General features: G+C 69.2%; 27 protein-coding genes. 11 read left to right on the top strand and 16 right to left on the bottom strand.

Features of this window, described 5'->3' with window-relative positions; genetic code table 11:
• The first annotated feature begins 28 nt into the window (after positions 1 to 28).
• The 3 genes from L0M17_RS12575 to L0M17_RS12585 are packed head-to-tail and all read left to right on the top strand — an operon-like array spanning position 29 to position 1,041.
• Positions 29 to 181: a hypothetical protein gene (locus L0M17_RS12575; protein WP_241054325.1), complete on the top strand. Its 153-nt coding sequence runs from the start codon at positions 29 to 31 to the stop codon at positions 179 to 181.
• A 43-nt stretch (positions 182 to 224) separates the two neighbouring features.
• Positions 225 to 434 carry a hypothetical protein gene (locus L0M17_RS12580; protein ID WP_241054327.1) on the top strand — a complete coding sequence of 70 codons (210 nt, stop codon included), beginning with the start codon at positions 225 to 227 and terminating at the stop codon, positions 432 to 434.
• Between the two features lie 4 nt (positions 435 to 438).
• A complete protein-coding gene (locus L0M17_RS12585; RefSeq protein WP_241054328.1) occupies positions 439 to 1,041 on the top strand; it encodes a nucleotidyltransferase family protein in 603 nt (200 codons plus the stop codon).
• 7 nt (positions 1,042 to 1,048) lie between these two features.
• Here the strand turns inward: L0M17_RS12585 and L0M17_RS12590 are convergent, their stop codons facing one another.
• The 5 genes from L0M17_RS12590 to L0M17_RS12610 form a co-directional block, all read right to left on the bottom strand.
• Positions 1,049 to 2,707, bottom strand: coding sequence for a class I adenylate-forming enzyme family protein (locus L0M17_RS12590; RefSeq protein ID WP_241054329.1), 1,659 nt, complete (start codon positions 2,705 to 2,707; stop codon positions 1,049 to 1,051).
• 60 nt (positions 2,708 to 2,767) lie between these two features.
• Complete coding sequence (locus L0M17_RS12595) at positions 2,768 to 3,424, bottom strand: GntR family transcriptional regulator (protein WP_241054330.1); 657 nt, start codon at positions 3,422 to 3,424, stop codon at positions 2,768 to 2,770.
• 130 nt (positions 3,425 to 3,554) lie between these two features.
• Positions 3,555 to 4,508 carry a transketolase family protein gene (locus L0M17_RS12600; RefSeq protein WP_241056430.1) on the bottom strand — a complete coding sequence of 318 codons (954 nt, stop codon included), beginning with the start codon at positions 4,506 to 4,508 and terminating at the stop codon, positions 3,555 to 3,557.
• A 56-nt stretch (positions 4,509 to 4,564) separates the two neighbouring features.
• Positions 4,565 to 5,437: a transketolase gene (locus L0M17_RS12605; RefSeq protein ID WP_241054331.1), complete on the bottom strand. Its 873-nt coding sequence runs from the start codon at positions 5,435 to 5,437 to the stop codon at positions 4,565 to 4,567.
• Complete coding sequence (locus L0M17_RS12610) at positions 5,434 to 6,771, bottom strand: MFS transporter (RefSeq protein ID WP_241054332.1); 1,338 nt, start codon at positions 6,769 to 6,771, stop codon at positions 5,434 to 5,436. Before L0M17_RS12610 ends, L0M17_RS12605 begins: the two co-directional genes overlap by 4 nt.
• Before the next feature lie 189 nt (positions 6,772 to 6,960).
• Here L0M17_RS12610 and L0M17_RS12615 point away from each other — a divergent pair, with 189 nt between their 5' ends.
• From L0M17_RS12615 to L0M17_RS12625, 3 genes are all read left to right on the top strand, one after another.
• Entirely contained in the window at positions 6,961 to 7,785 is an 825-nt protein-coding gene (locus L0M17_RS12615) for a sugar phosphate isomerase/epimerase family protein (protein WP_241054334.1), read from the top strand.
• An 80-nt stretch (positions 7,786 to 7,865) separates the two neighbouring features.
• Positions 7,866 to 8,639, top strand: coding sequence for an SDR family NAD(P)-dependent oxidoreductase (locus L0M17_RS12620; protein WP_241054335.1), 774 nt, complete (start codon positions 7,866 to 7,868; stop codon positions 8,637 to 8,639).
• A gap of 1 nt (position 8,640) precedes the next feature.
• Positions 8,641 to 10,491 (top strand): dihydroxyacetone kinase family protein, encoded by a 1,851-nt coding sequence (locus L0M17_RS12625; RefSeq protein ID WP_241054336.1) that lies wholly within the window; start codon positions 8,641 to 8,643, stop codon positions 10,489 to 10,491.
• A gap of 30 nt (positions 10,492 to 10,521) precedes the next feature.
• On the opposite strand, the gene L0M17_RS12630 is transcribed toward L0M17_RS12625, so the two are convergent.
• Both L0M17_RS12630 and L0M17_RS12635 read right to left on the bottom strand, forming a co-directional pair.
• Positions 10,522 to 11,367 (bottom strand): NAD-dependent epimerase/dehydratase family protein, encoded by an 846-nt coding sequence (locus tag L0M17_RS12630; RefSeq protein WP_241054337.1) that lies wholly within the window; start codon positions 11,365 to 11,367, stop codon positions 10,522 to 10,524.
• 149 nt (positions 11,368 to 11,516) lie between these two features.
• Positions 11,517 to 12,074, bottom strand: a complete 558-nt coding sequence (locus L0M17_RS12635) for an NADPH-dependent FMN reductase (protein ID WP_241054338.1) — start codon at positions 12,072 to 12,074, stop codon at positions 11,517 to 11,519.
• Between the two features lie 112 nt (positions 12,075 to 12,186).
• Here L0M17_RS12635 and L0M17_RS12640 point away from each other — a divergent pair, with 112 nt between their 5' ends.
• Positions 12,187 to 12,825, top strand: a complete 639-nt coding sequence (locus L0M17_RS12640; protein ID WP_241054339.1) for a MarR family winged helix-turn-helix transcriptional regulator — start codon at positions 12,187 to 12,189, stop codon at positions 12,823 to 12,825.
• Between the two features lie 9 nt (positions 12,826 to 12,834).
• The gene (locus tag L0M17_RS12645) at positions 12,835 to 14,226 is read left to right on the top strand and encodes a DUF1731 domain-containing protein (RefSeq protein WP_241054340.1); all 1,392 of its coding nucleotides are present in this window, start codon (positions 12,835 to 12,837) and stop codon (positions 14,224 to 14,226) included.
• Positions 14,227 to 14,324: 98 nt separating this feature from the next.
• Here the strand turns inward: L0M17_RS12645 and L0M17_RS22930 are convergent, their stop codons facing one another.
• From L0M17_RS22930 to L0M17_RS22935, 7 genes are all read right to left on the bottom strand, one after another.
• Complete coding sequence (locus L0M17_RS22930) at positions 14,325 to 14,984, bottom strand: HNH endonuclease signature motif containing protein (RefSeq protein ID WP_372498067.1); 660 nt, start codon at positions 14,982 to 14,984, stop codon at positions 14,325 to 14,327.
• A 35-nt stretch (positions 14,985 to 15,019) separates the two neighbouring features.
• On the bottom strand, positions 15,020 to 16,378 hold the full coding sequence (locus L0M17_RS12650) for an IS256 family transposase (protein ID WP_372497987.1): 1,359 nt from the start codon (positions 16,376 to 16,378) through the stop codon (positions 15,020 to 15,022).
• A gap of 26 nt (positions 16,379 to 16,404) precedes the next feature.
• Positions 16,405 to 17,052 carry a hypothetical protein gene (locus L0M17_RS12655; RefSeq protein WP_241054341.1) on the bottom strand — a complete coding sequence of 216 codons (648 nt, stop codon included), beginning with the start codon at positions 17,050 to 17,052 and terminating at the stop codon, positions 16,405 to 16,407.
• Positions 17,053 to 17,215: 163 nt separating this feature from the next.
• Positions 17,216 to 17,803: a hypothetical protein gene (locus L0M17_RS12660; RefSeq protein WP_241054342.1), complete on the bottom strand. Its 588-nt coding sequence runs from the start codon at positions 17,801 to 17,803 to the stop codon at positions 17,216 to 17,218.
• Positions 17,804 to 18,283: 480 nt separating this feature from the next.
• Entirely contained in the window at positions 18,284 to 19,081 is a 798-nt protein-coding gene (gene istB, locus L0M17_RS12665; RefSeq protein WP_308196793.1) for an IS21-like element helper ATPase IstB, read from the bottom strand.
• Positions 19,078 to 20,610, bottom strand: coding sequence for an IS21 family transposase (istA, locus tag L0M17_RS12670; RefSeq protein WP_290427274.1), 1,533 nt, complete (start codon positions 20,608 to 20,610; stop codon positions 19,078 to 19,080). The genes istB and istA overlap by 4 nt, the downstream gene beginning before the upstream one ends.
• 94 nt (positions 20,611 to 20,704) lie before the next feature.
• Entirely contained in the window at positions 20,705 to 21,304 is a 600-nt protein-coding gene (locus tag L0M17_RS22935) for a DUF6318 family protein (protein ID WP_372498017.1), read from the bottom strand.
• Between the two features lie 148 nt (positions 21,305 to 21,452).
• On the opposite strand from L0M17_RS22935, the gene L0M17_RS12675 reads away from it, so the two are divergent.
• Entirely contained in the window at positions 21,453 to 22,175 is a 723-nt protein-coding gene (locus L0M17_RS12675; protein WP_241054344.1) for a PASTA domain-containing protein, read from the top strand.
• Between the two features lie 5 nt (positions 22,176 to 22,180).
• On the opposite strand, the gene L0M17_RS12680 is transcribed toward L0M17_RS12675, so the two are convergent.
• Both L0M17_RS12680 and L0M17_RS12685 read right to left on the bottom strand, forming a co-directional pair.
• Entirely contained in the window at positions 22,181 to 24,010 is a 1,830-nt protein-coding gene (locus tag L0M17_RS12680) for a gamma-glutamyltransferase family protein (RefSeq protein WP_241054345.1), read from the bottom strand.
• A gap of 37 nt (positions 24,011 to 24,047) precedes the next feature.
• Positions 24,048 to 24,590: an acyl-CoA thioesterase gene (locus tag L0M17_RS12685; RefSeq protein ID WP_241054346.1), complete on the bottom strand. Its 543-nt coding sequence runs from the start codon at positions 24,588 to 24,590 to the stop codon at positions 24,048 to 24,050.
• Positions 24,591 to 24,708: 118 nt separating this feature from the next.
• On the opposite strand from L0M17_RS12685, the gene L0M17_RS12690 reads away from it, so the two are divergent.
• Positions 24,709 to 25,362 carry a GntR family transcriptional regulator gene (locus L0M17_RS12690; RefSeq protein ID WP_241054347.1) on the top strand — a complete coding sequence of 218 codons (654 nt, stop codon included), beginning with the start codon at positions 24,709 to 24,711 and terminating at the stop codon, positions 25,360 to 25,362.
• On the top strand, positions 25,355 to 26,875 hold the full coding sequence (locus L0M17_RS12695; RefSeq protein ID WP_241054348.1) for an MmgE/PrpD family protein: 1,521 nt from the start codon (positions 25,355 to 25,357) through the stop codon (positions 26,873 to 26,875). Before L0M17_RS12690 ends, L0M17_RS12695 begins: the two co-directional genes overlap by 8 nt.
• The last annotated feature ends 10 nt before the right edge of the window (positions 26,876 to 26,885 follow it).

The following is a 26,885-nucleotide window of genomic DNA, read 5'->3' on the forward strand; positions in this document are numbered from 1 at the left end:
AGGCACGGCACGAAGGGCAGGAGGAGCGATGAGCACCGAGCGCACGGAGCGTATTGCCAGCGAGGCCGACGTCCTCGGCACACCCAGCCCCCGGAACGCGGATGTCTCCGCGATCCCCGACGGCTCCGGCAACGACCGCGACGACGACGAACGGGACGACGAGCGCTTCGACGCCGGCTGACCCCGCGACCCGTCGTCAGGCCGGGCGAAGAGAGGAGCACGCCATGACCCACGACGTCGACTACGGAAACACCGAGGACGACGACCTCACGGAGCCGCTCGACGGCCGCAACAGTCAGGCACCTGAGGAAGGCTCATCGGACAACCCCGAGATCCTCGACGAGGTCGATCCCCTCCACAACCCGCACCGGCTCATCGATCTGGATGCGGAAGACGAGGAACCGAACCCCGACATCGACCTCGGGTACGACTGAGGCGATGGCATTCTCGAACACTCCCTTGGCCGGAGTGCTGCTTGCCGCGGGCGCCGGACGGCGCTTCGGCGGCCCGAAGGCGCTCGCAGCGACCCCCGACGCCGGGGGCTGGCTCGAGCGCGGCGTGCGGCTCCTGCTCGACGCGGGCTGTGATCCCGTGGTCGTAGTCCTGGGCGCCGAGGCCGAGAGGGCACGAACCCTCCTCCCGGCCTCTGAACCGCGCGTCGTGCCCGTCATCGCCGACGATTGGGCCGAGGGCATCGGCGCGTCGCTTCGGGCCGCTCTCGCCGCCCTCGAGGGCACCAGGCTCCCTGTCGCCGCTCTCGTCACCCTCGTCGACCTCCCCCGCCTCGCACCAGAGGCCCTCGAGCGCGTGGCGGGGGGCGATGTCGTCCCTTCCTCGCTACGGCGCGCAGTCTACGAGGGGATCCCCGGGCACCCCGTGCTGATCGGGCGCGACCACTGGCACGACCTGCGGCAAGGGCTCAAGGGCGATGTCGGCGCGGGCCCCTACTTGCGGGCGCACCGCGCCGAGCCCATCGAGTGCTCCGGGCTGGGCGGGGACGACGACGTCGACGCGCCGGCCGGGGTCCGGGACGGCTTCTAGGCCCCCTCTAGGCCCGATCCGGCTCCTCGAACAGCCCGCGAGCCTGATCCTCTTCGGCCTGCTCGGCAAGCACGTAGTGGATCTTCTTGCCCGTCGCGGTCATCGGCAGCTCGTCGATGAAGCGGTACGCACGCGGGCGCTTGTAGTTCGCGAGCCCGTCGTCGCCGACGCACCACTCCTCGAGCTGGCCAGCCGTGAGTTCCTCGTCCCTCCGCACGACGTACGCGACGACTTTCTGACCCCACCGCTCGTCGGCAAGCCCCACCACGACCGCGTCCTTGACCCCGGAGTGCGCGGCGAGGACCTCCTCGACTTGGACGGGGTGCACGTTCTCGCCGCCCGAGATGATCATGTCGTCCTTGCGGCCGAGGATCGTCACGAACTCGCTCTCGTCCCACACCGCCAGGTCGCCTGTGTAGAACCAGCCGTCGTAGAACTTCTCCTCATTGATGCTCGGAAGGTTGGCGTAGCTGAAACCGGACTTTGCCGAGCGCATGATGACTTCGCCCTGCTCCGTGTTGTCGTGCGCGACATGCTCGTCGGGGCGTCCGCGACGGTCGGGGAAAATGCGGACGACGGCGACGTCGTCGTCCGTCGATGCCCTCCCCGCCGTGCCGGCATGCTCGGGCAGATCCTCCGGGCGGAGGAAGGTGTTCCAGAACGTCTCGGTGGTGCCGTACCCGTTGAAGATCCGCGGCGTGAGAGTGCGCTGGTACCGCAGGGCGGCGGCCTTGTCGAGCGGGGCGCCCATCGTCACGATCCCCCGGAGCGGCCCGAGGTCGCGCGGGTTCCGCTCCTGCTCATCGGCAAGCATCTCGAGGGTCGTGGGGGCGCCGATGAGGAACGTGATCCCGTGCTCGGCGACCCAGTCGAGGGCCGTTCCCGGGTTGAAGGCCCGCATGGGTACCACGCTGCCGCCGACGTAGAAGACCGGGTTCGGGCCTCCCGAGTAGAGGCCGCCACGGTGGAACCAGGGCGTCATGTTGAGGGTGCGGTCGTAGGGCGTGAGCGGGAAGTGCATGATCACGTCGTGGGCCGACATGACCTCTACGAGCGAGGGAAGCGAAACGCCCTTGGGCATCCCTGTGGTCCCGGAGGTGTAGAGCCGGGTCGTCTCGTCGTAGACCGTCGTCGAGGAATCGTATTCAGGGAGCTCGCCGTGCGCCGCCTCGCGCGCGTGGGCGAAGTCCTCCGCCTCCGCGAGGTCAGCGACGTCGTCCTCAGAGCGCCCGACGACGAGGAGCAGCGGAGCGGCGTCGACCTGCTTGAGGGCACGTCCCACACTCGCCGACACCTCATGGTCGAACACGAAGACGACAGGCTCGCTGTCGCGGAGGATGTGTGCAATCTCGCCGGGGGCCAGCCGGAAGTTGATGGGCACGCCGACGGCGCCGAGCCGCTGGGTTGCGAGGTAGAGGAGCGCGAACTCTAGCCCGTTGAACAGCTGGTAGAGCACGCGGTCGCCACGGCCGACGCCGCGCTCGGCGAGCGCGAGCGCCGTCTTGTCCACTTCGGCCGCGAGCTCGCCGTAGTTGAGCTGGACGCCCGTGACCGGGTCGAAGAACGCCGGACGGTCCCGGTACCGACGCACGTTGCGGCGGAAGCCAGCCTCGTACGTGAACTCGTGCTCGAAGTAATTCCTGAAGCGACCGGCGTCGTATGCCATGCCGCTGCCTCCCTTCGCGGTAGAACAACTACTCGCGAAGGCTACTCCCTAGTACCCGTCTCAGCCGACGAGCGTTCTCGCCGCGCCGTCCATGTGATCGTGGATGGTCTCACGGGCCAGCTCAGCGTCCCCGGATTCGATCGCGTTCACGATCTTGCGGTGGCGGTCGATTCCCATGTTCTGGGTTGCCCGTTCGGAGCCCGCGAACATGATCGACATCCGGATCGATCCCTCGAGCGACTCCCACGAATGAAGGAGGGTCTCGTTGCCGGAAAGCCTGCAGAGGAGCCGGTGGAAGTCGAGGTCGGCCTCGATGCGGTCTTCGAGGCCGCGCGCCGCGACGTCCTCCATCAGCTCGATCGCCGCCCGCAGCTCGCCGACCGCGCGTGCCCGACGGGGCTGCTCGATGAGCGTCTGGGCGGCGAGGGATTCGAGCGCCGCGCGGACTCCGAAGATGTCCCGGATCTCCTTCGCGTCGAGATGCCGGACGCTCAAGCGCCCGCGCGGCCCTGCGGAGGCGAGGCCCTCCTGTTGAAGTTGGCGCAGCGCCTCACGCAGGGTCCCACGGCTGATCCCGAGCCGTTCGGACAGCTCGGTCTCGACGAGATGGCGGCCGGGTTCGAGTTCGCCGGAGGTGATGGCGCGGCGCAGCGCAACGAGAGCCTGTTCCCGCAGACTCGTCTTCTCGAGACCCAGCAGGGCTGCGGTGGCCGCCATTCAATCTCCTTGGATAGCTGCCGCATAGTGCGGCATTGTCAGTCGTGCGGCGATGTTACTCGTGCGGCATTGTCAACAGTCATCATAGGACAGCCCCCTGAGGATGACCGGTGAAGCGGGCCTGGACCGCTCAGCCGAGTTCGCTCAGGACGCGTTCGACGATGCGGTCCTTCGAGAGGCCGTACCGGTCGTGGAGCGTTGGAAGCGCGCCCGCGTGGAGGAACTCGTCGGGCAGGCCGATCGGCACGACCCGGCGAGCCTCGCCGCGGCGGACGAGGGCTGAAGCGACAGTCTCGAACAGGCCCCCGACCACGGTGTGGTTCTCGAGCGTCACGGCGAGGCGGTCGCCGGCCAGCTCGGCCAGGACGGTCTCCTCATCGAACGGCTTGAGCGTGGGGGAATGCACGACGGCGACGTCGACGCGGTGGGCAGCGAGCGCCTCGGCGGCCTGCAGCGCACGCATCGTCATGAGCCCCGAGGAGACGAGGACGACGTCGCGTCCGCCGCGCAGGACCTTGGCCTTGCCGAGCTCGAACGTGTAGTCGTACTCGTCGAGGACGGCAGGGACCTTCCCGCGCAGGAGCCGCAGGTACGTGGGGCCCTGGGCGGCGGCAAGCTGAGGCACGGCCTGCGCGATGTCGACGGCGTCGCACGGGTCCACAATCGTCAGGTTGGGCATGCCGCGGAAGATCGCGACGTCCTCCGTGGCCTGGTGGCTCGGCCCATAGCCTGTGGTCAGGCCGGGAAGGCCGCCGACGATGTTGACGTTGAGCTCGGGTTCGGCGATGTCGAGGCAGATGAAGTCGTACGCGCGCCGGGCGGCGAACACCGAGTAGGTCGTGGCGAACGGCACGAGCCCCGCCTGCGCCATGCCGGCTGCGGCGCCGAAGAGCAGCTGCTCCGCCATGCCCATCTGGAAATACCGGTCCGGGTGCCGCTGGCCGAAGATGTGCAGGTCCGTGTACTTGCCGAGGTCCGCGGTCAGGCCCACGATCCGCTCGTCCTGCTCCGCGAGCTCTGCGAGCGCGTGCCCGAAGGGCGCCGAGGCAGTCCGCTGCCCCGGGTCCGCGAACGAGGCGATCATCGCCGAGGTCTTGAGCTTCGGCGACTTATGGTTCTCCGTCTGTGGGGCTGTTGTTGTCACAGTGCCGCCTCCTGACGGTTCTCGGTCCGCGCACGGTGACCAGCCTCGAGCTGCTCGCGGCAGATGGCCCATTCGTGTTCTTCGATCCGCATGAAGTGCGCCTTCTCGCGCTCCTCCAGCAGGGGAACTCCGCGGCCCACCCTGGTGTCGCACAGGATGACGGAGGGAGCGCCGTCGTCCGCCGCGCCGGCAGCGATGGCCTCGAAGGCCGCGAGCAGCGCCCCGACGTCGTTACCGTCCACCCGCTGGACGTTCCACCCGCACGCGGCCCACTTGTCGGCGACCGGCTCGGTGCGCAGGACGCCGGCGGTGGGTCCGTCGGCCTGGAGCGCGTTGATGTCGACGACGGCGGTCAGGCGCCCGAGGCGGTGGTGGGACGCGCCCATGGCCGCTTCCCACGTCGAACCCTCGTCGAGCTCGCCGTCGGAGAGGAAGTTCACCACACGGGCCGGGTTGCCCTTGGCCCGGAGGCCGAGTGCGTAACCGACCGCGACCGTGAGCCCGTGGCCGAGGGACCCACCGGAGATCTCCATCCCGGGGGTGTAGGTGGACATGCCGGACATCGGGAGCCGGGAATCGTCCGAACCGTACGTCTCGAGCTCCTCGACCGGCACGATCCCGGCCTCGGCGAACGCGGCGTAGAGCCCGATCGCGTAGTGGCCCGTCGAGAGCAGGAACCGGTCGCGGCCCTCCCATTCGGGGTCCTCTGGCCGGAACGTGAGCTGGTCGGTGTAGAGGGCGGCGAGGATGTCCGCCGCGCCGAGCGCCTGCCCGACGTACCCCTGGCCTTGGACCTCGCCCATTCCGAGGGCGTAGCCGCGGATCCGGTATGCCGCGTCTTCTACCTCCGCGACCCTCGACGCCTTCATGCGCGCACCTCGTGCGGGGTCTCGGCGGTGGCCTTCGCGGCGGCCTCGCGCACGGCGCGGCCCCAGGTCTCGCGGGTCGACAGTGCGGCCCAGAGGCCGATTGCACCGTAGAGGCTGAAGAGGAGGGCCGGCCCGAGCCAGCCAAGCCACACGAAGAGGATGGTCGTGATGAACGGTGTGAAGCCGGAGATCATGGCCGAGATCTGGTACGCGAGAGAAGCCCCCGACGAGCGGGTGTTCGCCCGGAAGAGCTCCGGGAACCAGGCACCCTGCACGCCCGCGAGAGAGTTCTGGCACACGGCGTACGCAATGACGATCGTCGCGATCACGAAGAGGAATAGGCCGGTGTTCACGAGCAGGAACATGGGCACGCCGAACAGCACGGCGAACAGGCTGGACCAGATGTAGATGGGGCGCCGGCCGATCCTGTCCGTGAGCTGACCCCACGCGGTAGTTGCCCAGATGCCGATCGCGGAGGCGATGCAGAGCGCGACCAGCGTCTCGGCGGTGTTCGCAAGGTGCTTGCTGTTGAGGTAGGAGATCATGTAGGTCACCGACACGGCGTAGCCGGCCGTCTCGGCGATCCGGAGCCCGATGCCGCGCACGATGTTGCGCCAGTCGTGCTTGATGACCTCGACGATCGGTGCCTTGGTGATCTGGCCGGCGTCCTTGACGTTCTCGAAGACCGGGGACTCGGGGACCTTCGAGCGGATCACGATACCGACGGCGACGAGCACGATGCTCGCGAGGAACGGAACGCGCCACGCCCAGCTGCCGCCGAGGTGGACGCTCACGAGGAACACCAGGTTCGCAAGGAGCAGCCCGACCGGGAAGCCCGACTGGACCATGCCCGTGAACTTGCCCTTGCTCTTCCACGGCGCATGCTCGTACGCCATGAGGATCGCCCCGCCCCACTCTGCGCCGAACGCAATGCCCTGGATGATGCGCACGGTGACGAGGAGTGCCGGCGCCAGAAGGCCGACTTGGGCATAGGTCGGCAGAAGCCCGATCGCGAACGTCGCAAGGCCCATGGCCACGAGCGACGCGACGAGGACCGGTTTGCGGCCGAGTCGATCGCCGAGGTGCCCGCCGATGAAGCCGCCGAGGGGGCGCGCAGCGAAGCCGACTCCGAGCGTTGCGAACGAGGCCAGCGTGCCTGCGAGGGGATCCGCTCCGGGGAAGAAGGCCTTGCCGAGATAGAGGGCGGCGGCGGTGCCGAAGCCGATGAAGTCGTAGGTCTCGATCACAGCACCGACCGAGGAGCCGATAGCAACGCGACGCGCGTCTGCTGTGCCATGGACCGGGCCGCGAAGGGCCAGAGCCTCATTGCTCATTGATCTTCCTTCCACAAATCGACGGCCTGCCCAAGGACTGGGGCCGCGGGACTGAGCATGTCGACGGTTGACATGCTAGCCAGTGTGCGCAGCATCACGTCGAACTGTCAACCGTCGACTTTAAGAGTTGACTGTTAACATTGCTTCTGCCTACCGTGTTGTGCATCACCTCACCGGAAGGACACGACGATGTTCCACTCCCGGCTCGGCTGCTCCTCGATCAGCTTCCGCCACCAAGATCTCCCGACGGCGCTTGCGACCATGAGCGGGCTCGGCTTCCAGGAGATCGACCTCGGAGCGCTTCCCGGGGTGTGCGACCATGTGCCGTTCGTGCTCGACGACGACGCCGTGGCGACCGTGGCGGAGCAGGTGGCCACGAGCGGCCTCCGCGTGCGCTCCGTCAACGGGGACGTGGGCGACCTCAACCTCCCGCTCGACCCTGCAGGTCAGGCCGCGCGCCAGGAACACCTCGACCGGCTCCTCGATCTCACGGAGGCCGTTGGCGCTCGGGCCCTGGTCCTCCCCTGCGGGGCCCTCGACCACGAACCAGTACGGACCCTCGAGCAAGACCTCGACCTCGTCGCTGCCGAGCTCGCTGCCTCAGCCGAGACGGCATCAGCGCGCGGGCTCGAACTCTGGACTGAGTCGCTCCACGCGCTCCGCCTCTCCTGGAACCTCGATCGCGCCCTCGCGCTCGCCAAGCGCCTCGACGGGACGAAGGTCCGCCACGTCCTCGACGCGAGCCACGCCGTCGCCTCCGGAGGAGACTTCGGCGAAGCTGCCCGCGCGCTCGGCGACCGGATCGCCCACGTCCACCTCCGAGACGCCGTCGAAGGCGACATCCACCGCAGCATCGGCGCCGGAGAGGTCGACTTCGGCGCGGGGCTCGCGGCCTTGCGGAACCTCGGCTTCGCTGGCCACTTCACGCTCGAACTCGAGACCCGAGATCTCGAGCACAGCGAGCGCCCCGCCGCCGCCGCCAAGGCAGCAGACTTCATTACCGCGCTCATCTGACACCGGCAAATTTCCAGAACAAATCTGCCAAAAACAAATCTCAAAACAGCAAACAAACCGCCAAGCAAGGAAGCATCATCATGAACACCACTCAGCGCACCGCCGTCCTCACGGGAGCCACCTCCGATCGGGGCATCGGCGTCGCCACCGCCCGCCGCTATGCCCGCGAGGGCTGGGGCGTCGTCATCCTCGACCTCGACGGCGAGAAGTCCGCGAAGGTCGCCCAGGACATCGCGAACGAATTCAACGTCCCCGCGTTCGGCCACCAGATCGACGTCGCCGACGAGGCTTCGGTGAGCGCGGCCGCGAAGGCGGTTGCCGCCGAAGTTGCCGCCGGGCGTCTTCCCGTCGTCGGTGCCCTCGCCAACATCGCAGGCATCACCTCGCCGGTTCCGTTCCTCGAGACCGACCTCGCCCTCTGGAACAAGGTCATGGCGGTCAACGCGACTGGCACCTACCTCGTCTCGAAGGCGTTCCTGCCGGCCATGATCGACGCCGGCTGGGGCCGGATCGTGAACATGTCCTCGGTCTCTGCCCAGCGTGGCGGCGGCGTCTTCGGCCGCGTCCCGTACTCCTCCGCGAAGGCCGCGATCCTCGGCTTCACGAAGGCCCTCGCCCGCGAGATCGCCCCGACCGGCGTGACCGTCAACGCGATCACTCCCGGCGCCGTCGACACCAACATCCGGGTCGGCAGCACCAATGAGCAGGAGGCCGCTATCGCGCGCGACATCCCCGTCGGACGCACGGCCACGACCGAGGAGATCGCTGCAGTCATCACATGGCTCTCATCCGAGGACGCCTCCTACCTCACAGGCACCACGGTCGACATCAACGGCGGAAGCCACATCCACTGACATGACACGCATCTCGAACGATCCCGCCGACTTCGCGGACGAGGCGCTCGCCGGCTTCTGTGACGCTCACGCGCCGCTCGTCCGTCAGGTAGACGGAGGTGCGGTGCGCCGCGCACGCCCAGCTGCGCCCAAAGTCGCTGTCCTGCTGGGCGGAGGCTCCGGTCATTACCCCGCGTTCGCGGGGCTGGTCGGAGCCGGTTTCGCAGACGGCGCCGTAGTCGGCAATATCTTCACGTCACCCTCGGCGCAGCAGGCAGTCGCGGTCGCCCGCGCCGCACATTCGGGAGCCGGCGTGGTCTTCGCCTACGGCAACTACGCCGGCGACGTCATGAACTTCGGCGTTGCCACGGAGCGGCTGCGCGACGACGGGATCGAGACCGAGAACGTCATCGTGACCGATGACATCGCAAGCGCACCGCCCGGCGAGCGAGAGGGCCGCCGCGGGATCGCTGGCGACTTCACGGTGTTCAAGGTCCTGGGCGCCGCCGCCGAGGAGGGCGCCGACCTCGCCGAGGTCGTCCGGCTCGGACGCAAAGCCAACGACTTCACGCGGACGATGGGTACTGCCTTCGCCGGCTGCACATTCCCCGGCGCCGAGAAGCCGCTGTTCTCGCTGCCCGAAGGGATGATGGGTCTCGGTCTGGGCATCCACGGCGAGCCCGGGCTCAAGGACTTGCCTCTCCCCCGCGCCGAGGAACTCGGACGCAACCTCGTCGAGCGAGTCCTCGAGGAGCGTCCCGACGGCGCCGGCGATCGCGTCGCCGTCATCCTCAACGGCCTCGGCAGCACGAAGGCCGAGGAGCTGTTCGTCCTGTGGCGAACGATCGGCCCCCTTCTTCGAGATCACGGGCTCGAGCTCGTTGCCCCGGAGGTGGGCGAGCTCGTGACGAGCCTCGACATGGCAGGGGTCTCGCTCACGCTCATGTGGCTCGACGACGAGCTCGCGAGGCTCTGGCTCGCACCGACGGAAACCCCGGCTTTCCGGCGCGGCCGAATGGATGCCGCCAACGCCTCCCCCGGCACAACCGGGTCGCGCACCGCCACCGAGTCCACCCCCGCTGCGTCGGCGAACCCAGCGCCTGCCCCGGCGGCGCCTGCCCCGGCAGCGCCTGCCCCGGCGGCGCCTGCCCCGGCAGAGCCTGCCCCGGTCGCGCCTGCCCCAGCGTCCGTCGCATCGCGCGACTACGCGCGCTCGTGCCTCCAGGCACTCGCCGAAGCCCAGCGCACTCTCCACAGACTCGAGCCCGAACTCGCAGCCTTGGACTCAATCGCTGGCGACGGCGACCACGGCCGCGGCATGGTCCGTGGCGTGGACGCGGCAGTCACCGCGGCGCGCGAAGCCGCCGACGCCGGTGCGGGCGCGGGAAGCGTCCTCGCCGCCGGCGGCGATGCGTGGGCCGACAAGGCGGGCGGAACCTCAGGCGTCCTATGGGGCGCCGGGCTCCGGGCGTGGGGTCAGCGCCTCGGCGACGAGGACGCCCCGGACGACGCTGCCGCTGCAGCAGCCGTCGCGTCGTTCGCCGAGCGGATCGTTGCCTTGGGAGGCGCCCAGCCCGGGGACAAGACCCTCGTGGACGCACTGGCGCCGTTCGTCGCGGAGCTGACTGCCGGCGTCGACCGCGGGACTCGCCTCCCCGAAGCCTGGGAGGCGGCGTCCGCAGCTGCCGAAGCTGCCGCTCGGGCGACGGCCGGGCTCCGCCCGCAGAAAGGGCGCGCCCGTCCGCTGGCCGAGAAGAGCCTCGGCACCCCCGACCCCGGGGCCGTCTCCCTCGCCGCGGTCTTCGCCGCTATGGGCCCGGCGTTCGCCGACGCGCGTTCGCGGTTCGCGCCAACGGGCTCCGTGATCCGATGAGCGGCCTGCGGGGGCATCCGCAGGGAATTCTCACGCCTGCTGCCGCCAGCCGTACTTCGGGTCGAAGCCGAGGAGCCGGCGGGCCTTGTCGATGCTCAGCATCGTCTCGTGCTCGCCGAGCTCCTTGGTGACTTTGACGTTCGGGAAGACTTCCGCGGCCAAGGATGCGGACGAACGGCTCATCACGGTGTCCGCGGCGGCGATGATGTACGCCTCGAAGCCCGGACCCGCTGCCTCAAGGGCCTTCTCAACCGCCTGAGCCCCGTCGCGTGCATCGATGTAGCCCCAGAGGTTCCACTTCCGTCCCCGAGGGTCAGCGTCATAGGACGGGAACTGCGCATAGTCCTCCGGGAGCATCACGTTGGAGAACCGGAAGGCCGAGACGCTCAGCTCGGGATTCCACCGGCACATCTGGCGCGCCATCTGCTCCTCGAGGTGCTTGACGAGGGAGTAGGTGCTCTCGGGGCGCGCCTCGTACTCCTCGTCGACGGGGATATACGGCGGGTCGATGTCGAACGGGAGGCCGAGGACCGTCTCGCTGGACGCATACACGATCCGGTTGATGCCGAGCTTCCGCGTCGCCTCGAAGATGCTGTAGGTCGAGAGCATGTTGTTGCGGAACGTCGCGGAGTCAGGGGCGAGCCCCGGGGCCGGGATCGCGCCGAGGTGTACCACCGCATCGATCCCGTCGTAGCGGTCGTCGACCCCGCCGAGGGCGTCGATCACCTGCCCGTAGTCCGAGAGGTCGGTCTGGATGAAGCCCGGTTCCCGGGCGCCGACCCGATCGAGGTTCCACACGTCGTGGCCCACCGACCGCAGATGGGCTACAACCACGTGCCCGAGCTTGCCGCTGCCACCCGTCAAGGCGATTTTCATACCGCTCCTCCTCTTGCAGGTCAGATTGTCCCTGCCTATCAGACTCGCGGGCCCTTCGGAAGGTCGGACCACACAGCGGACCGCATGTAGAACGGCCCCGCACCGTGCGGGTGCGGGGCCGCTGGCCAGAGACTTAGCGTCGGGATCGGCTAGGCCACAGCCGCTTCGGAACGCACAGTCTCAAGGGCACGCGCCCAGCGCACGACCTGATCGAAGACAGGGAGCACCGAGGAAGCCTGGAGCTCGCTCGGCGAGAACTCCCCGTCCTTGAAGTCAATGAAGAGGGAGAACATTCCGGTCTTCTGGACGTGGGCGACCTGCAGCTCGGAGAGGATGCCCCGGAGGTGCTCAACCGCGCGAGCGCCGAAGGCCGAACCGTACGAGACGATCCCGGCAGCCTTGTCGGCCAGCTCAGGCTTGAGGTAGGTCAGCGCGTTGGAGAGGGCGGGCGAGACCGAGTGGTTGTACTCGGGCGTCACGAAGATGAAGCCGTCGAACTCGTCCATACGAGCCGAGAACTCCTTCACCGACTTGAGCGCCTGCTCGTTCCCCGGCTCGCCGAGGAGGGGCAGCCTGTAGTCTGCGATGTCGACGAGCTCGAACTCGGCGTCCTCGCGTTCCCGGCCTTGGGCCACGACCCACTCGGCCACCTGGCGGTTCTTGCGCCCGTCGCGGGTACTGCCGGTGACAACGGCGATCTTGGTCACGCTTCCTCCTGATTGACGTATCAACGATTCTTGGATGATTCAGCTTTACACCCATATGATTGATGCGTCAAGTTCGTTGCATCATCACCTTGCACTATCCGGGGGCAGCACCATGGAGGCACACGTCACGCCCGCCGAACCCGCCGCCCGTGCGGCGGAGAGCGGCGCCGGCGCCAATTCGTCGGCTGGCTCGTCCGCCCGTTCGTCGGCAGGCTCGTCCGCCGGTTCGTCCGCTCGCGAAGGCCGCTGGCTGAACCCCCGCGAGCGTGAGGTTTGGCTCGCCCTCCGGCACCTCCTCTGGGGCCTGCAACCCGCCGTCGACCGCCAACTCCAGCGTGACTCCGGGCTATCTGGGCCGGAATACTCCGTGCTCGCCACGCTTTCGGAGGACCCGGAGGGCATGGTCCGCTCCGGGACCGCAGCGCGCATGCTCGGCTGGGGTCGCAGCAGGCTCTCGCACCTGCTTCGGCGGATGGAGGGCAAGGGCCTCATCGCCCGCTCGTGTTCGCCCGACGACGGGCGCGGCCAGGACATCGCCCTCACTCCCGCGGGGCGCGATGCGATTGTCGAGGCGGCACCGGGGCACGTCGACTTCGTCCGCAGCGTCGTCTTCGATCCGTTGACTCCAGAGCAGCAAGAAGCCTTGCGCGAGGCCTGTCAACGGATCTCGGCTGCCATCGAGTCTTCCGGCACGTGCGACGCCGTGTGCGACGGGGAAGCTTCGGGCTGCGACGAGGGGCCTGCCGCCTAGACTGGCCCAGTGACCTGGCACCGTACGGCATCCCAATGGTTCCGCCTCCCCGCAGAGCGCCTGTGGGACGTCCTTGAACGCGTGGACCGTTGGCCTGAATGGAATCCGGCCGTGGGGCAGGCAGCAGTGGACGGCCCGATGCGCGAGGGCGCAGCCGGCCGTTATTCGCCGTCGCACCGCCTGCTCGGACCCCTGCACCGCCGAACAGCCCCGTCGTTCCGCGTGAGCGCGTTCGAACCCGGTCGGCGCCTCGCCCTCGAGCAGCCCCAGCCTGGGGGCAGCCAACTCATCGAGTGGACGCTGGAAGCACGCGACAATGGAACACTGTTCACTCAACGAGTCACGCTCGACGGGCCTCTCTCCCAACAGTTCGGCCTCACCGCGGGCGAGCCGCTCGTGCGGGACTTTTCGACCCAGTGCGCGCGGCTGTATCGCCTGAGCAGCGCGGCGGACGACGACGGAGACTCCGGCGCGCTCACGGTCGTCGCGGGCGGCACGGGCTTCCTTGGCACGCTCCTCGCGGCGAACCTCGTCTGCGACGGCCGCCGGGTTGCCTTCTTGGCACGCAACCCCCAGCGGTCGCCCTTCGAACAGATCTTGTGGGACGGGCGGCAGGCCGGAGCCTGGAGCGAGCGTCTCGGCGCGGAGGCCGAACTCGCCGTCGTCAATCTCGCCGGGGTGAGCCTCGACATGCCTGGAACTCCCGAGAACCTCGCACGACTCGAATCGTCTCGCACCGAACCCACGCGGGCGCTCGTCGAAGCGAGCCGGTCCTGGAGGCGTCCAGCTGCGCGCTGGCTCCAGCAGAGCGCCGTGGGAATCTACGGCGACTCGGCCGAGGAGTTCGACGAGCGAACCCCGCCGCCCACCGCGGCACCCGGGCTCGCCGCCGTCGTCCGCGGTTGGGAGGCCGCCGTCGACGGCGCGAACGCAGACAAGCTCACCGTCTTCCGGACCGGCGTCGTGCTCGCTCGCGAGGCTGCGCTCATGAATCGGCTGACGGCGATTGCGCGGCTCGGCGGAGGGGGCCCGCTCGGGTCCGGTCAGCAATGGTTCAGCTGGATCCATGCCGAGGACTGGGTGCGAGCAGCGCGGGCGGCCCTGGGCTTGCCAACCGCCCCCGGCGAGCCGTACGTCGAGGTGCCGCAGGGGGTCGTGAACGCGACCTCGCCGCACCCGACTCAAAATCGGGAGCTCATGGCACACCTGCGCGAGTACGTCGGCGTCCCGCTAGGCATTCCAGCCCCGGCAGGTCTTCTCCGCGCAGCCGCCACCGTTTTGCGAACGAACCCTGACCTTGCTTTGGACAGCGTCCGAGCAGTGCCGACGGTGCTGCGCGAAGCCGGCTTCGCCTTCCGATACCCGCAGCTCGCTGGAGCGTTCCGGGAGATGGCTGCCTAGGCCGGGCTCCGGACGGACAGTATGCCCAAGGCCTGAGCGAGGACCCTCTTGATACCCCAGCTTTGGCGAACTTCGACTGCAAAGTCAGACTGCAGCGGTCAGAAGGGCGGAGGCTCGCTGGGGCGTGGTGACGCGTATGACTTCGGTGGGGCGTCTGTCGTTGGCGGGGTGGTCGCCGCTGGTGATTGCTCTTCATCAGGGCGCGTTTCGTCGGTAATCGGTGACGGTTGGGGTGTGCCGTGGCGGGCGATGGGTTGCCGGTCTGCGGGCTCGCTGATGTAGGTCCGTCCCAGGGGTGATGTCCATTTCAGGAGCCCGGGCGCGGCGGTCTCGGTCGGTTCCTCGGGGTGGGGCTGGCGCCGTCCCTGTGGTGGGTGCTGCACTTCGGGTTGGCATTGCCCCTGTGGTGGGTGCCGGCCGTCGGGTTGGCATTGCCCCTTTGGTTGGTGCCGGCCGTCGGGTTGGTGTCGGTCTGGTTGGTGGTGGTAGGTCCAGGCGCCGATGGATTTGAGGGCGTGGTGTTTTCGGCACAGCAGGGCGAGGTTGTGGGGGTCTGTTCTGCCGCCGTGCTGCCATTCGGTGGTGTGGTCGGGTTCGCAGGCCCTGGCGGGGCGGGTGCAGCCGGGGAACCGGCATCCGCCGTCGCGGTGGGCGAGGTAGCGGCGCAGGGCCCTGGGCGGGCGGTAGGCGCTGCGCCCGACCCCCAGGGCCTCCCCGGTGTCCCAGTCCGTGAAGAGCCTGCCCCAGCTCGGGGCCAGGGACGCTTGTCAAGTCTTCTGTGTAAGGGGCGGGGTCATAGGTAGGGGTTGATGCGGTCGGGGTAGGCGAGGGCGAGCTGGGCGAGGGCCTGCTTCCAGTTGGTGGTGACCTGGCCTTCGACGAGGCGTCCGTCGGCGTGGCGCTTGTCGGAGGGGACGTTCTGGTCGCGTTCGCGCTGGCGGTCGCGGGCGCGCTTGTCCTCGATGTTGCAGATGGCGAGCCAGAGGAGCTTGACGACGGCGTCGTCGTTGGGGAAGTGGCCGCGGTTCTTGATGATCTTGCGCAGCTGATAGTTCAGGGACTCGATGGAGTTGGTGGTGTAGATGACGCGGCGCAGCATGGGCGGGAAGGCCAGGAACGGGGTGAAGCGCTCCCAGGCGTCGGCGAAGACGCGGACGGTGTTGGGGTTCCTCTTGCCGAGCTCGCTCGCGGCGAAGGCGTCCAGGGCGGCTCTGGCGGTGGGGGCGTCGGGGGCCTGGTAGACGGTCTTCAGGGCGGCGGCGACGGCCTTGCGGTGGCCGTAGTTCACGAAGCGCATGGCGGCGCGGATCAGGTGCACGACGCAGGTCTGGACCATCGAGCCCGGCCAGGTGGCCTCGATCGCCTCGGGCAGGCCGGTGAGGCCGTCGCAGCAGACGACCAGGACGTCGGCGACGCCGCGGTTGGCCAGCTCGGCGCAGACCCCGGCCCAGAACTTGGCGCCCTCGGCGGCCTGGACCCAGATCCCGAGTACGTGCTTGATGCCCTCCAGGTCCACGCCGACGGCGATGTGGGCGGCCTTGTTGCGCACGTGGGCCCCGTCGCGGACCTTGACGACCAGGGCGTCCAGGTAGACCACCGGGTAGAAGGCCTCCAGGGGGCGCCGCTGCCAGGCCAGGACCTCCTCGAGGATCTCGTCGGTGATCTTGGAGATGGTCTCGTGCGAGAGCTCGGTGCCGATGGTGGAGGCGAGATGGTGCTGGATGTCCCGGATCGTCATCCCGCCGGCGTAGAGGGAGATGATCATCTCGTCCAGGCCCCCGAGACGCCGGGATCCCTTCGGGACCAGGCGCGGGGCGAAGGTCCCGTCCCGGTCGCGCGGCACCTCCAGGCCCACATCCCCGACCTCGGTGGCGACCGTCTTCGGGCTCGTGCCGTTGCGCGAGTTCGGGAACGACGCTGCCTCCGGGTCGCCCTTCTCGTAGCCCAGATGGGAGCTCATCTCCGCCTGCAGGCCGCGCTCGAGGGCCGCCTTGAGAAGCCCGGGCAGCAGGCCCCCGTCGCCGGTGAGCTGGACCTCGCCCGAGTCGATCCTGGCGAAGAGAGCGTCCAGGGCCCCGGAGGCCTCCAGGTCCGCGGCGACCTCGGCCGTCGAGCGGCGCCGGCCCTGCTCCTCGTCCTCTGTCATGGTCATGATCCTGATCCCTTCAGATCCGGCCGTCACCCCTTACACAGAAGATCTGACACCTCCTCCGCCAGAGCGGCCCCGAGCCGGGCCAGGGCCTCCAGCTTCGCCGCGCTCGCCCAACCGATCACCCGCTCCGCGCACTCCACCACCGCCAGCGCCTCCGCCGCGGAAAGCGACGCCGCCGCGGGCAGGCCCACCGAGCCGTGCAGCGGCGAGGACGACGGCTCGTCCAGCACCACCAGCTCCGCCCAGCCCCCACCCGGCACATCCTCCGAGAACCCCATCTCCTCCGAGAACCCCATCGCGTCTCCGGCCCCGGACGGACCCACCGCAACAGACTGCACCGCCCCGGAGGGACCGGCCTCCGGGCGGACGCTCACGGAGGGAGCGGCCTCGGAGGGAACGGCCTCGGAGGGGACGGCGGCGGAGGGAAGGACGCTAGACGGGATGATCTCGGAGGGAGCGGCCTCGGCGGTGATGCCGGGAGGGTTCCCTGAGGGGACGGCCTCGGAGGGGAGGGGGCCGGTCCAGCCTCCGGCCTCGGCCCAGCCTCCGGCCTCTGTCCAGCCCCCTGACCAGAAGTCCGGGCAGGGCTCCGGGCAGACGTCCGGCCGCCCGTGGTCGGCCGCGTGCGGCTCCGCGCCCATCCCGTCACCCCCCGTCCCGCCGGAAAGTCCCATTCCCCCCGGCCTCTGATCCGAGCCTACGGAGGACCTCCGACAAAACAAGGGCCGCCCTCGAGGGCCGCCCTCGGAGGCGGCACCGGGAAGCCGACACGCCCCAGCCGGTGCCCGGCCCGGAAGCCCCGGGGAAGGCAGATCCGGCCGGCGGGCGGCGGCGGGCTCAGCAGCCCTCGCCCTCGGGGTTGGCGTTGCAGTCCTCGGCGTAGAGCCTGACCTCCGAGCGCCACACCGAGACCGGCCGCGGCGGGGTGGGGACCTCCGTGGTGCCCGCGATCGGCTGCCACGGGCCGCCCTCGACGGAGAACTCCCCGGCGAACACGCTCACCAGCCCCACCAGGTAGTCCCCCGTCGCCTTGTACACGTGGCTCGTGACCGTCTTCTCCCCCCACCGCTCCTGCGGGAGCGGCCCGCCCGGGGCCGCACTGTCCAGGGCGGCCCCGTCCCCGTAGTCGAAGCGGTGCACCACCGGGCGCACCCGCACCTCCACCCCCCGGCCCAGCACCGTGACCCGGAACGACTGCCCCGCCGGCTCGGCGTACACATTCGTCTCCGCACCCTTGAGCGTGTCCCGCCCCGGCTGCACCCCCAACCCCGCCGGCGCGATCGGAAGCTCCCGCAACTGCCGCTGCGTCACCGACACCACCAGACCCCCACCCGGACGCTCAGGCGCCTCCCCCGGATACAGGCACCCCGGCTCCAGCCGCTCCCGCTCCGACCCCGGCAGCTGCCGGTACCAGTTCACCAGCATCCCCCCGGGCCTCTCCCGGCACGCCGCCGCAGCAGCATCGCATACCGGCGAACCGCCCAAACCCGAAGGATCCGACAGGCACGCATGACCATACGAATAGGCATAGGCATCAACAGCACCAGGAACAGGAGGCGGGAACTCGACCTCGACGCGACCGCCCGTAGAGGCATGCACTTCCGCATTCGTGCCATGAAGTCGTCCTCCTGTGTCGGAATAGGGGGTATCCGAAGGAACGCCGGTGATGACCACGCTGAGGACAATGAGGGATGCGCCGAATCTCCAAGGCATTAGAGGTTACCGGTCTCTAGAACTAGCCATCGACCGGCTTCGTAGCTCGCATATATCTCCTGATAGGTGCCGGTGTCAACGGCCAGTTGGTTTTCCCCGTGGACGGCCAGTTGTTCTCCCCGGTGGCGGCCATCTTTCCTCCCCACGTATGGCCAGTTGATTCCCCGGTTCGGGTTTGGACTGTCTGTCGGGTCAGCGGAAGGGCGTCACCCCCTTGCCGGAGGCGGCTTGGGCGAGGCGGTAGGACTCGCCCTTGGTCTCGACCCGGTGGGCGTGGTGCATGAACCTGTCCACCGTCGCGGTCGCGATGGTCTTGGGCATGATCTCGTCGAATCCGGCCGGGGCGAGGTTCGAGCTGACCGCCATCGCCCGGCGCTCGTAGGCGGCGTCCACGAGGCGGTAGAACCCCTCGGCGGCGTCTGGGGAGACCGGGAGCAGGCCTATGTCGTCCACGATGATCAGATCGCTGCGCACGACCCTGGTCAGGGCCCGGGCGATGGAGTCGTCGGCGCGGTGCTTGCGCACCAGGGCGCCGAGATCCTCGATCCCGAACCAGGACACGATCATGCCGGCCTCGACTGCCGCGTGGCCGAGCGCCTCGCAGAAGTGCGACTTCCCAGTCCCCGACGGCCCGTAGATCGCGAGATTCTCCCGCCGGCGGACCCATTCGAGGGACTTGAGTGCTTCCTGGGTCGGGCGCGGGATCGGGGAGAGCTCCTCGTCCCAGTCGCCGAAGGTCTTCCCTGCCGGGAAGCCGGCGGATTTGCGGCGGGTGATCAGGTTGGCGCGGTCGCGGCCGGCGACTTCCTCCGCGAGCAGGACCCGCACGAGCTCGGCTGGGTCCCAGCGCTGGGCCTTCGCGGTGGGGATCAGGTCCGTGAGCGCCTTGCGCATGTGGGGCAGCTTCAGCCGGCGGGTCAGCTCCAGGGCCTCGGCCAGCGGGTCGCCGTGGGCGCGGGCGACCACGGTCTGCATCGTTGTGATCGTCACCGGCCCTCCTCCTCGCCCGTCATGTCGGCGGCGGCGGGCTCTGAGCCATCGAGGCGGCCCCAGCCGCCCGTGCCCGGCTGGAGGGAATGGGCCTCGGAGGCCCGGGAGGGCTCCACGTGGGCGAGCCCGGCCTGGTAGCCCAGGATCGAGACCAGGTCCCTGTCGGCGAACCTGCCCGTCGTCGCGGCCGTGCCCAGGGCCCGGTCGACCTGGTCGGTGCCGTAGAGCTTGGCGAACGCGACGGCCTCGGCCATCTTCGCCCGGATCCGCCTGGCTCCCGCGGCGGCGGCCTCGACCAGCCACGCCTTGGCACCCGCGCCGAGCATCAGGAACGCTGCCTCCTCCGGGGTGGTCGCCCTGGGCTGGCGGTCCGCGGCCTCATCCGCCCGGGGCGGGTAGTGCGCGTCGTCCAGGACTGGGGTCCCGGGACGCCCGGTCGCATGCCGGGCCACCTCGCGGGCCTCCCCGCGCTCGGCCACGGAGGTGACGATGACCTCCTCGCCCGCCTCGCGCACCCAGACCCTGGTGTTGGCCAGCTCGTGCGGGACCGAGTACCGGACCCCGTTCATCGACACGGTCGCGTCCCAGTTCACCCGGCGGGTGGTCCCGAACACCACCGTGAACGGCGCCTTCGGAAGCAGATGCAGCCGCTCCCGCTCCGCAGCGAGCATCGCCGCCGGCGCCTGCCGTGTCTCCCGGTGCGGGCGGGCGTTGACCTCGTCGCAGAAATCGTGGCACGCCTTCTCCAACTGCCCGAAGGTGCGGTACTCCTCGAGCAGGTTCGCCGCCGTCGGCACCAGGTCCGCCTTCGAGATCCGCACCGTGGACTCCGAGCCGCCCTTGGACTGCGGGTCGGCGGGAACGCAGGTGCGCACGGTCATCCCGTAGTGGCGGCCCATCTCCACGATCTGCGGGTTGCGCACCGCGACCCTGGCGATGTGGTCGGCGGTCACGGTGCGCTCGTTGTCGGTCAGCGCGAACGCCGGGACCCCGCCCATCCTGCGCAGCGTGGCATCCATGCACGCCACGACCGTCGGCAGGCTCTTGTCCCAGATCGGGATCACGACGCGGAACCGCGACCACGCCAGCCACGCGCACCACAGCAGCGTCGCCCGGCCCCCGATCCTCGGCCCCCATCCGTAGTCCCACTGCAGCCACAGCCCAGGCTCGACGATCCAGGGGCGGAACACGCGCCGCCGCCCCGCCGCGAACTGCGCCTTGGCCTCCGCGACCGTGCGCCTCGTGGTCCTCTCCGCGCCGGTGAACCCCATCGCGACCAGCCGCTCATGGACCACATCCGCCCGGACCCGGCCTCCCGAGCGCTCGACGAGTTCTTCGATCTTCGGCAGGAACCCGTCGATCGGCCTGGCCCGCTGCCCCTTCTCGCGATCCGGCCCTCCGGCAGCCCGCAGCTTCACATACCTGGCCACCGTGTGATGGTCACACCCCGCGAGCTCCGCTGCGGCACGGTAGCTGCCGGTGAGGTCATACGCCTCAAGAATCTCCATGATCTCCTCGTTGCTCTTCATCCGCGATCATCACCACGACCGGCGGAAGGAATCCCGCACCCGGGGAGAACAACTGGCCGTGGACGGGGAGAAAGAACTGGCCGTCAGCGGGGAACTATCTGGCCGCCAATGGGGAGAATCTCATGGCCGCTGACATGCCGGATGGGTCGCCGGGAAAGGAGCGCCTAATAGACCCGTCCGAGCTGTAATCCACCGAAGTTGATTCGATTCCGAGGTAGCGACCGAGGAACTGGCGGCTTGGATCGCGAGTCATGTCGGTAGTAAAGCTCCGGACGGTCCAAGAGGGACCCGCTGCCCACCCGCCCTCGTCATGCAATTGGCGGACCTGATCTATAAATCGGCCGCAGACTTGACACGAAGACGACGACGCGAGTTTTAGCGGTTCGATGTCCCCGCTTCCGAATGCATAGGTCACGCTATCTAGCCAATACTGCGTGAATGCCTCGAAGCCCTCCGCCGTGTTCTGCTTCGCGGCCTCCGGAAGCGCCGGCGGAGGCACGTTGCGGGCCGGCCCGCGTGAACTCGCGGGCGTGGGCCGCGGGTCGGGCGTGGGGGGCGGGGCCGAAGCGTCGGCACTGGCCGAAGCAGCCGTGGATGCTGACGCTGGATCTGCGTCAGCCGAGGTCCCGCATCCTGTCAATAGCAACAAGCAGATGAGGAGAAGAGAACAGCAGAAAGGGCGGCGCGGTGCCATGACATCCCCCAGTCAGTGGTCCGGTGTGGGTGCTGAAATCGACAAGCAAACGATCTGGTTCCGAGACACTAGCGCGGGCAGAGGACACTGAGGCGCGACCACTTAGGGCTCTATCGACGCAGCCCGAGTGTCAGGCTATCCTGACACCATGGCAACGACGTCAGAACACTGGCGCGAAGGACGGAAGGCGTGGGAACGCCTTCGCCGCTGGTTCGGTGACGCACCCGGCTCGACGCCGGATGGATCTGGCGCACTCGACGCCTTGAGCGACGTGGGACGCATGCGGAACCTCCTCGACCAAGCGGAGCTCGCAGCCGTCCGCACCTCGCGGCGGCGCGGTTCCTCGTGGGCCGAAATCGCCGCTCGACTCGGCGTGACCCGCCAGTCTGCCTGGGAACGCTGGCGCGACCTCGACGATGCAGCCCCCACACTCGAAGCTTCCACCCAGACGCCCGCGGGCCAACCGGCGCAGCAAGAAGAAGCGCAGCCCATGGACCCAGCTTTCGTGGAGGAGCTGCAGGCAGCAGCGGCCGCGGAACTGATCAACGAGACCCGGAGGCGCTCCACCGTGGCGGTACCGGACGTCGTCGGCCTCTCCTTCGCGCAGGCGAGGGAAGCCCTCCTGGACAAGCGCCTCGTCCCGATGCCCTCGGACCCGGATGGTGCACCCCTTGTGGCGCAGGAATGGCTGAGCGCCGTCGTGACAGATCAGAGCCCAGAGTCGGGAGCGAAGGTACCACCCGGATCGAGGGTCACCCTGTGGCTGGCCCGAGGTGGTTCGGCGGGGGTCCGGGAACCGCGACGCCCGTCGCCAAGCCCGCGCAGCCTGCGAGCCATGCGCGATGAGCGCACTGGAGAAACCCTCCCCTGAGGGAACTACCGCCCCACGGCGTAGCCGGTCATGCCACGGGGGTTGGCGCCCGCCCGAAGCAGGCCAGTTTCGGGATCTCTGGAGACTGCGCACAGGCGCCCGATCTGCCAGTTCCCTGTGACGCCGACACGATGGCCGCGGGCCCGAAGCCCGTCGATGACCTCCTGCCCGATCCTGCCTTCGGCGAGCGCGACGCCCGGTTGGGCCTCATGCGGATAGAAGCTCGATGGCAGGTGGACCGAGTGGAAGGCTGGCGCTTCGATGGCTTCCTGCAGTCCCGCGCCCGTTAGCGCAATGTCGAAGAAGAAGTGCGGTTGCCATTGATCCTGCTGGTCCCCTCCCGGCGAACCGAACGCGAGCACGGCCTCTCCCCCTCGCGTGGCGAGGGAAGGAGAGAGCGTGGTGCGAGGACGGCGGCCTGGTGCCAGGGTGTTCGGCAGACCCTCCTCGAGCCACGCCATCTGGAGCCGGGTGCCGAGGGGGAAGCCGAGCTCCGGGATGACGGGAGAGCTGGAGAGCCAGCCGCCGCTCGGCGTCGCCGACACCATCATTCCCCAGCGGTCGACGACGTCGAGATGGACGGTGTCGGTCCGCGCCCTCCCCTCGGCGTCCGGAAGCGCATTGGCCTCGAGCAGCGCCCGAACCGCGTTCGGCTCGCCCAGCCCGTTCACACCTGCAGCCTCGAACTCTCCGCGGACGGTCAGATCAGGAAGTCGCGGGGCGCGACCGCCCGGCGAGCCCGGCCTGACCTCAAGCGATGCCGTTTCCCCGATCAGACGCGCCCGTTCCGCGCCGTAGCTCGGCGAGAGCAGCTCCTCGGCCGGAACATCCGGCGAGTCCCCGTACCAGGCGTCGCGGTCGGCGAGCGCGAGCTTGGTCGCCTCGAGGACGGCGTGGGTGAAGCCCGCGCTTCCCGGGGCGAGACGGCCTTCCCCAAATCCCGGAACAGCATCGAGGATCCTGAGCTGCTGGAGGAATGCCGGCCCTTGACTCCAGAATCCGCACTTGTGGACGGTCCACCCGCGGAAATCGACGGACACGGTGTCCTCGTAATGGGGCCGCCACGCGGCGAGGTCCCTTGAGGTGAGCAGGCCCGAATGGTCTGTGCCGCTCGAATCCCGGTGCGGCGTACGGCAGAAGGCATCAATTGCCGCCCCGACGAACCCTTCAGTCCATTCACGGACGACGGCGGCCAGCGCCTCTCGTCGTCCGGCGCCCCTCGCAGAGGCACTCGCCTCAGCTTCGATGAGGCCGCGCCACGTCGCGGCGAGGGCGGGGTTCTTCAGGAGGCTTCCGACCGGATGCGGCTGCCCCCCGGGCGCATATAGCGCTCCGGAGCTTGGCCAGTGACGGACGAAGTGCGGTGCCATCCGCTCCAGCACAGCAGCCAGCCGCGCCGTGACGGGCACCCCGTGCTCGGCGACCCTCAGTGCCGCCTCGACAACCTCGGCGAACTTGAGCGTTCCATGGTCTGCAAGGAGCGTGAGCCACCCCAGAGTCGCACCCGGGATCGCCGCGGCGAGCAGGCCCGTTCCGGGCACCTGGTCGAGGCCGAGCTTCCGGAAGGCGGCGACACTGGCTCTTTCCGGTGCTGGCCCCTGAGCGCAGAGGACGCGGGGCTGGGAGCCCGGCTTGGCGAAGATGAGGGTCAGATCCCCACCCGGCCCGTTCTGCTGGGGCTCCGCCGCCTGGAGCGCGAGGCCCCCGGCGACGGCGGCGTCGACAGCGTTGCCGCCTCGCTCGAGCATCGCCATGGCCGCCTGCGCACCGATCCAGTGGGTTGCCGAGACCATGCCGAATGTGCCGGCGAGCTCGGGCCGCGTCGTGAACACCATGGATCCACGCTATGCCCCCGCGCCTGCCAGCCGGCATCTACCACGCGTGGGGTGCAGGACGTCGCGTGCTGGGGAGGGCATTCTCCTCGCGCCAGCGGTGAAGGAACTCAGGCAGAACGAGGTCCACGGGCGGATGACCGACCTCGGCGAAGATCTCCTCGTTGGTCACCGGCTGGCCAGCGTGGACGAGGCGCGTGGCGATGTAGGCCCGCGCGTAAACCTCACCGCCGGCCACCATGCGCTGCTCAAAATAGAAGGCCCGCTCGTCTACCCCGATGACGCGGGTTTCGATCGTGTAGGCCTGCCAGAGGGTCAGGGACTTGCGGAAGGTGATTGTCTCTAGGTTGACGACCGGACTCCAGCCCTTGGCTCGCATCTTCGCCCAGGCTCCCGACCGCACCATGAGGTCGAATCGGCCGAGGTCCATGAGGGAGAAGTACATACCGTTGTTGACATGCATGGCGATGTCGATGTCGGTGGGGAGGACCCGAAGAGGCATGCTCGACGTTCCCCAGAGGCTGAGGGGCGCACGACGACGGGACGTGACCAGCAGCATGAGGGTCCGGAGGAGGAGGTGCATGGGAATACATTACCGGTGGGTAACCCCTGTCGCAGCAAAGCTTTCTGTATACACAATATGGGGCATCTGCGATGTCCTGCGCTTGCAGACGAGGAGTCCCCGTGGGAATGTATACATCGTGAAGGCCAGCGACCGCGCGTATGCGACGCTCCGCGACGACATCGTGGAGTGGCGTCTTGCGCCCGGGGCTCTGTTGGCCGAGGTGGAGCAGTCGGCGCGGCTGGGCGTTTCCCGGACTCCCCTGCGCGAGGCCCTCGCCAGGCTCACGGCGGACGGGCTGGCTACCGCCCAGCGGGGTCGCGGCGTCGTCGTCAGCGAACTCTCGCTCCACCAGCTTGGGGAGCTGTTCGAGCTGCGGGAGGCCTTGGAGTGCAAGGCCGCGGCGCTGGCCGCCCAGCGCGGGGAGCCCGCGGGCTTCGCCGATCTGCGGGGACGCTTCGCGCAGGCGCCGACGCTTCTGACGGACGACGATCCGCAGCGGCAGGCGTACTACGCGCTTGCCGCCGACTTGGATGCGGCCATCGACGAGGCGATCGCCAACTCGTACCTGTCCCAGGCTCTCGGAGGCCTTCGAGTGCACCTCGCCCGGGTGCGCCGATTGGCGAAGGACGACGCCGCGAGGCTGCGGCAGGCCGCCGTCGAGCACGCGACGATCGCCGGCGCTATCGCCGACCGGAACGCTCCCCTGGCCTCTGCCGCCACCGCCGTTCACCTGAGCAACAGCCTGACCCACATCCGAAGGAACTATCCGAAAGAGGCCGCCCATGGTTGAGCTGCACCACGTCCGCGTGTACCGGAGCGAGGAGAACCTGCCCCGGGAGGGGCAGCTGGCGCACAGGATCGCCGAGGTCGCCGCCGACCCGGTCGAGGTCGCCCCCAAGGTCGCCGAGATGGTGATCAACAGGATCATCGACAACGCGTCGGTCGCGATCGCTTCCCTCAACCGCGGACCCATTGTCGCCGCCCGCGCCCAGGCCCTCGCCCACGCGCCCTCGACCGGGGGCCGCGGCGCACTCCTGTACGGGATCGGCAAACGCGTCTCCCCCGAGTGGGCGGCGTGGGCCAACGGGGTCGCCGTGCGGGAGCTGGACTACCACGACACGTTCCTGGCCGCGGAGTACTCCCACCCGGGCGACAACATCCCGCCGATCCTGGCCGTGGGCCAGCACGTCGGCTCCACGGGGCACGACCTGATCCGGGGCATCGCGACCGGGTACGAGGTCCAGGTCGACCTGGCCAAGGCCATCAGCCTGCACAAGCACAAGATTGACCACGTCGCCCATCTGGGTCCCTCGGCCGCGGCCGGGATCGGGACCCTGCTGGGCCTCGACGTGGAGACCATCTTCCAGGCAATCGGGCAGGCCCTGCACACCACGACCGCGACCCGGCAGTCGCGCAAGGGCGAGATCTCCACGTGGAAGGCCCACGCCCCCGCCTTCGCCGGGAAGATGGCCGTCGAGGCCGTGGACCGGGCGATGCGCGGGCAGACCTCCCCCGTGCCGATCTACGAGGGCGAGGACGGGGTCATCGCCTGGCTTCTCGACGGCCCGGACGCCGCGTACGAGGTCCCCCTCCCCGCACCAGGGGAGGCCAAGCGCGCCATCCTGGACACGTACACCAAGGAGCACTCGGCCGAGTACCAGGCCCAGGCCTGGATCGACCTGGCACGCAAGCTCCACCGCGAGCACCCCGAGGCGATCGATCCGGCCCACGTCAAGAGCATCCTGATCCGGACCAGCCACCACACCCACTACGTGATCGGCTCCGGGGCGAACGACCCGCAGAAGTACGACCCCACAGCCTCCAGGGAGACCCTGGACCACTCGATTCCGTACATCTTCGCCGTGGCCCTCCAGGACGGGGCGTGGCACCACGTGGACTCCTACGCTCCGGAGCGGGCCGGCCGCCCGGACACCGTGGAACTCTGGCGCAAGGTCACCACCGAGGAGGACCCCGAGTGGACCCGCCGCTACCACTCCCTGGACATCAGCGAGAAGGCGTTCGGCGGCTCCGTCACCATCACCCTCACCGACGGGACGGTGATCGAGGACCAGATCGCGGTCGCCGACGCCCACCCGCTCGGCGCCCGCCCCTTCGGCCGCGAGCAGTACATCGCCAAATTCCGCACCCTCGCCGCCGACACGATCGCCCCCGAGGAGATCGACAGGTTCCTGGACACCGTCCAGCGCCTGCCCGAGCTCGGGCCCGGGGAGCTCGATGCGCTGAACATCCTGGCCAAAGACGGGGTCATCGACCTCGCCGCCGGGCCCCGCGGCCTCTTCTAAGGACGGTTCT

The sequence above is a fragment of the Sinomonas terrae genome, assembly GCF_022539255.1.
Taxonomy (GTDB): domain Bacteria; phylum Actinomycetota; class Actinomycetes; order Actinomycetales; family Micrococcaceae; genus Sinomonas; species Sinomonas terrae.